We start from the raw sequence: 4,951 nt of genomic DNA on the forward strand, positions 1-4,951 counted from the left end.
ACAAGAGGTTGGAAAACAGCTTCCAACCCCCAAGTATATTACAATTCTACTTTAGCAACTGCTGTTTTAGCTGCAAGAGAACCTGTTTGTTCTAATTTAACTGATTTGATAGCATCACCATTTGTAAAGACAACCACTGTTGATGTTTCACGACCTGCTGTACGGATAGCATCCAAGTCAGCTGTAACAAGAAGATCACCTGCTGCAACCTTTTGTCCTTCAGAAACGTGAACAGTAAATGGTTTTCCTTCAAGGCTTACAGTATCCAAACCAATATGAACAAGTACTTCAAGACCTGAGTCAGTGACAAGACCAAGAGCGTGTTTTGTTGGGAAGATACTTGATACAGTACCTGTAACTGGAGATACGATATTTCCATTGGCTGGTTCTACCGCAAATCCATCACCCATCATTTTTTGAGCAAAAACTGGATCTTCCACTTGTTCCAAGGCAACAACTTGACCGTCAGCTACTGAGTAAACATCCTCAGTTACACCTTTGTAATGTACAGTATTTTGTTGAGCTTCTGTCATTTGACTTGGAAGGGTTTCAGGAATTACTTCACCTGAGTCAAGAATATCTTGGATATCAGATTTCAATACGTCAGCTTTTGGTCCGTAGATAGCTTGGACACCTTGTCCCTTCATGACAAGCCCCATAGCTCCTTCTGCTTTCCATTGTTCTTCAGTACCAACGCGATCTGCGTCTTTAACAGTTACACGAAGACGAGTCATACATGCATCCACATCTACGATATTTGCACGACCACCAAGAAGGTTAATGATATTTACAGCTTGAGAAGCAGTGGCAACTTTTGTTTCACCTGAAGCCGCATCTTCTGATGCTCCTTCAGCAGTTTCATAGTTTCCGTTGCGCCCTGGAGTTGCGTAGTTGAATTTCTTGATCATGAAGTTGGCAATGAAGTACATGATAACCGCAAAGAGGATAGTTACCCAGATAAAGTTAACGATATCCATACCAATACCAGCGTTGATAGCTAGCGGAGTACGAGTCAAGAATTCAATTGAACCGAATGAGTGCATACGAAGGTGAACAATATCTGCCATAGCAAAGGCAGCACCTTGAACTACTGCATAAACAAGGTAAAGAGGTGTTGCGATGAACATAAACATATACTCGATAGGTTCAGTAACCCCTGTCAAGAATGTTGCAAGGGCTGTCGCAATCATCATACCCTTGTATTGGTGTTTCTTGTCAGCATCAACATTGCGGTAGATAGCAACGATGATACCCATCAAGATACCGAATGAACCAATCATTTGACCAACTTTGAAACGAGCTGGAGTGATAGTTGTAAGAAGGTGTTGGTATTGGTCAGCATTTGAACCTTTAAGGTTAACAAGGTCTGTTACCCAAGCAAGCCAAAGTGGGTCTTGACCAAATACTTGTGTACCTTTTGCTGCTCCAGTAAGGATTTCGTATGTTCCACCAAGAGCTGTATAGTTCATTGGGATTGTCAACATGTGGTGAAGACCAAATGGCAAGAGCAAACGCTCCAAAGTACCATACAAGAATGGTGCGAGAACTGGCGCAGTTTCTTGAGAGTTGGCAATCCAAATACCAAAGTTATTGATACCGGTTTGAACTACTGGCCAAAAGGCAGCAAGCGCAATCGCTGCGATAGTTGAACGAAGGATGACAACGAATGGTACGAAGCGTTTCCCATTGAAGAATGAAAGGGCATCAGGAAGTTTACGGAAGTTGTAGTATTTGTTATATGCTGTTGCCCCAACAAAACCAGAGATAATCCCTACAAAAACACCCATGTTAAGCGCTGGTGCCTCAAGAACACTGATGAAGTAATCAGCAACTTTGATTGAGCCCCCAAAGAGAGTAGTGACCATAGCCTCAGGGTTTTTCAGCATATCACTTGTAACTCCAAAGATAGTACCTGTGATACGGTTAATCAAGATGAAGGCAAGACCAGCAGCAAAAGCACCACCAGCACGCTCTTTAGCCCAACTTCCCCCAATAGCAAGGGCAAACAAAATGTGAAGGTTACTGATAACCCCCCAACCAATTTGCTCAAGAATTCCACCTGTAACTACAAGTGGTGCAAAAGTTGGGTTAATCATTACGATGGACTTACCGATTGAAATCATCAATCCAGCCGCTGGCATAACAGCGATAACCACCATCAAGGCCTTACCGAATTTCTGCCAAAACTCGAAAGACAAGACATTTTTGAATGTAGCTTTCATCATTCAAATCTCCTTTATTTTACTTAGGCAAACGTTTTACGAAAACGTTTGCGCTTGTTTATGATTTAATTATACCACTTTATTTTTTTTGTAAAGGCTTTTACAAATTGGGAATACTTGGTGGAAATTCAAAGAAGGTTAATAAATGCCTTGTTTGGGCTAAATTGTCCATTATTTTCTTGTATTTAGGTAACGGTCCACTCTCTTCACTTTACTTGCAAGATTTCTGGCAATATGAACGAGACAACCTTACTGTTTAGCCATAGGAAAATTTGAGAAATCACATCATCAATACCTCTTAACCCATCTGTCACAACAAGAGAAACTTGTTCAATACCTCTCGTTTTTAGCTGATCTAATAGATCAGACCAAGAAGTCAGGTTTTCATTTGGAGCAATTTCATATCCTAATACTTCTTTATAGTCATCGTAAGTGATTCCTAGAGCAATGTGAACACATTCTTTAGAAACAGTTCCACGACGTAGAGTAAGATATGTTCCATCAAGATAAAGGACAGAATAGTGTGGTTTAAGCTGACGCTCATGAAAGGCAGAGACACTTGGGTCACTTTGGCAATGTTAGAAACAGTTGACGGGCTGTAATGATGCCCATACATTCTTTCAATAATATCGCTAATCTCACGAGTTGTGACACCTGTCTGATAAAGCTTAATAACCATTGCGCTTCAAGATGATCATCTCGTCTAGCATAGGAAGGTAATAAAGCTGTCGAGAATTCACAGGTATCATCAAGTTGACCTTGCCATACTTGGTTTCAAATTGACGATAATAAGTACCTATGATAGCCAGCTTTTGCATAGGGTTCATAGCCTAGAAAGGCAGATAGTTCAGCTTGTAGAAGGTCATTCATAGTAGTTTCGAGAGAAGAACGAAAAAACTCATCAATATCTGATTTTTGGACTAGGAAGTTAAGTAATTCTGTGGTAAACTGTGTAATAGGAATAAATCTTTCTAGTAATGTGGTGCAACTCTACTATACAGGATTTATTCCTTTTGTGTTTACACAAGATATTTTACAGTGTCTTTATTAAGCCAAAGTGAAAATCTAATTCCTTATCGTTATTAAAATATATCCTTACCATTAGTCCTCCCATTGGGTTATACTCTAAAGTTTCTGTATCAATATCATATGATTTAATGATTCCATCTTCTGTTAATACTTTAGGATCATTTGCCCTCATATGATTTTCATAAACCTTCTTTGCCTCATCGCTTGTTGCAATGGCAATCATTTCTTATTTCTTTTGGTATTGGTGCATGCTACAACCTCCTACTGCGATTCCAATTACTGCTAAAATACTGAATAATACTATCATACTTTTTTAGGTATTTTCATATTTCCTCCTTTGTACTACAGTATAACTTATCTATGGTATACCATAGATTATAGAGCGAGCTTTTATTAAAAGATTTCTCATATATTTAATAACTTCAAAAAAACAACCACGGATCAACTGATTCGTGGTTTTATAATTCATCAGCAATTTTATTGATTTTTCTGAGTCTGTGGTTAACACCACTTTTAGTCAGGGGATTGCTCAGGCTATCCGCCAACTGCTGGATAGAGTAATCTGGATGCTGGATTCGCAACTGAGCCACCTCTTGCAAATCCATGGGTAAATTTTCCAAACCCATTCTATCTTTGATTTTACTGATATTATTAATGGTCTTCATACTGGCAGAAACCGTTCGAGCGATATTGGCTGTTTCAGCGTTATTGGCTCGATTGAGATCATTACGAGTTTCACGCAAAATCTTGACGCGCTCAAAATTATCACGCGCCTGCATGGCTCCAATCACGATCAAGAAATCCATGATGTCTTCTGCCCGCTGGAGATAGGTAACCGCACCTTTCTTGCGCTCAATGACCTTGGCATCCAGCAAAAACTGCTGGAGGAGAGAGGCCAGTCCTTGGGCATGATCCAGATAAACGGAACTGATCTCCAACTGGTACTTGCCAGATTCCGGATCTCGGATGCTACCATTTGCAAGAAAGGCCCCACATAAGTAAGCACGACCAGCTTCTTCATCTGCTAAAATATCGGGATCAATACTCGTCTCCAAACCAAAGAAGGAATCCGCAAGCCGCAAATCAGCTAAAAGTTCCTGCACCCTCTCATCGGTATAGACCGTGTAGACACGATTCTTGCGAAGATTGCTTCTCTGATGGTGTCGAATCTCAGACTTAATCTCATAAAAATGGAGAAAGGACTCATAGAGATGCCGAGCCAACTTAGCATTTTCGGTCACGACGGACAAGGTCAGGCCTGAAGTCGAGAGACCGATACTGCCAGACATCTTGATGATGGCAGACAATTCATGACGGCTGAGATGGTGTTGACCAAGAATTTCCTCTTTTACTGCAACTGTGAAACTCATTTTCTCACCTGTATAATGCGCATCAACTCATCCACAATTAAATCTCCATCGTGGAAGGCACCACCATTTTCCAGACGAAGGAAGTTGGATGAAATCACACGCGGAACTTGCTTACAAAGCCCAGAAAAGTCATGGTCTACCTGAACCAAATACTCATCAAAACGGTTGGAATTCATGTATTCCTGTGGCACTTTTTCGATATTTACCAAGACCGTATCGATAAAAGGCCGACCTAAGTGTCGATGGAGGACTTCTACGTGGTCACTGTCTGAAAAGTGCTCTGTTTCCCCACGCTGGGTCATGATATTGCAGACATAAGCTATCTCCGCC

Annotated in this window: 4 protein-coding genes and 2 pseudogenes; all 6 read right to left on the reverse strand. The window is 40.7% G+C overall.

Annotated features, from left to right (window positions below; all coding sequences use genetic code 11):
• Window positions 1-38: 38 nt before the first annotated feature.
• On the reverse strand, window positions 39-2,225 hold the full coding sequence (locus SORDD16_RS06100; protein WP_081215165.1) for a PTS transporter subunit IIBC: 2,187 nt from the start codon (window positions 2,223-2,225) through the stop codon (window positions 39-41).
• A 203-nt stretch (window positions 2,226-2,428) separates the two neighbouring features.
• Window positions 2,429-2,901: pseudogene (locus SORDD16_RS12255) on the reverse strand (transposase).
• A 95-nt stretch (window positions 2,902-2,996) separates the two neighbouring features.
• Window positions 2,997-3,092: a hypothetical protein gene (locus SORDD16_RS12320; RefSeq protein ID WP_440862110.1), complete on the reverse strand. Its 96-nt coding sequence runs from the start codon at window positions 3,090-3,092 to the stop codon at window positions 2,997-2,999.
• Between the two features lie 172 nt (window positions 3,093-3,264).
• Window positions 3,265-3,474 (reverse strand): annotated as a pseudogene (locus SORDD16_RS06105) (DUF1310 family protein); the annotation flags it as partial.
• A gap of 235 nt (window positions 3,475-3,709) precedes the next feature.
• Window positions 3,710-4,621 carry a DNA-binding protein WhiA gene (gene whiA / locus SORDD16_RS06110; protein ID WP_061452744.1) on the reverse strand — a complete coding sequence of 304 codons (912 nt, stop codon included), beginning with the start codon at window positions 4,619-4,621 and terminating at the stop codon, window positions 3,710-3,712.
• Window positions 4,618-4,951, reverse strand: a 334-nt coding sequence (locus SORDD16_RS10690; RefSeq protein ID WP_241734021.1) for a 2-phospho-L-lactate transferase CofD family protein, incomplete at its 5' end; no start/stop codon positions are given. The genes whiA and SORDD16_RS10690, both read right to left, overlap by 4 nt.

Source organism: Streptococcus oralis, from assembly GCF_001578945.1.
GTDB lineage: Bacteria > Bacillota > Bacilli > Lactobacillales > Streptococcaceae > Streptococcus > Streptococcus oralis_Q.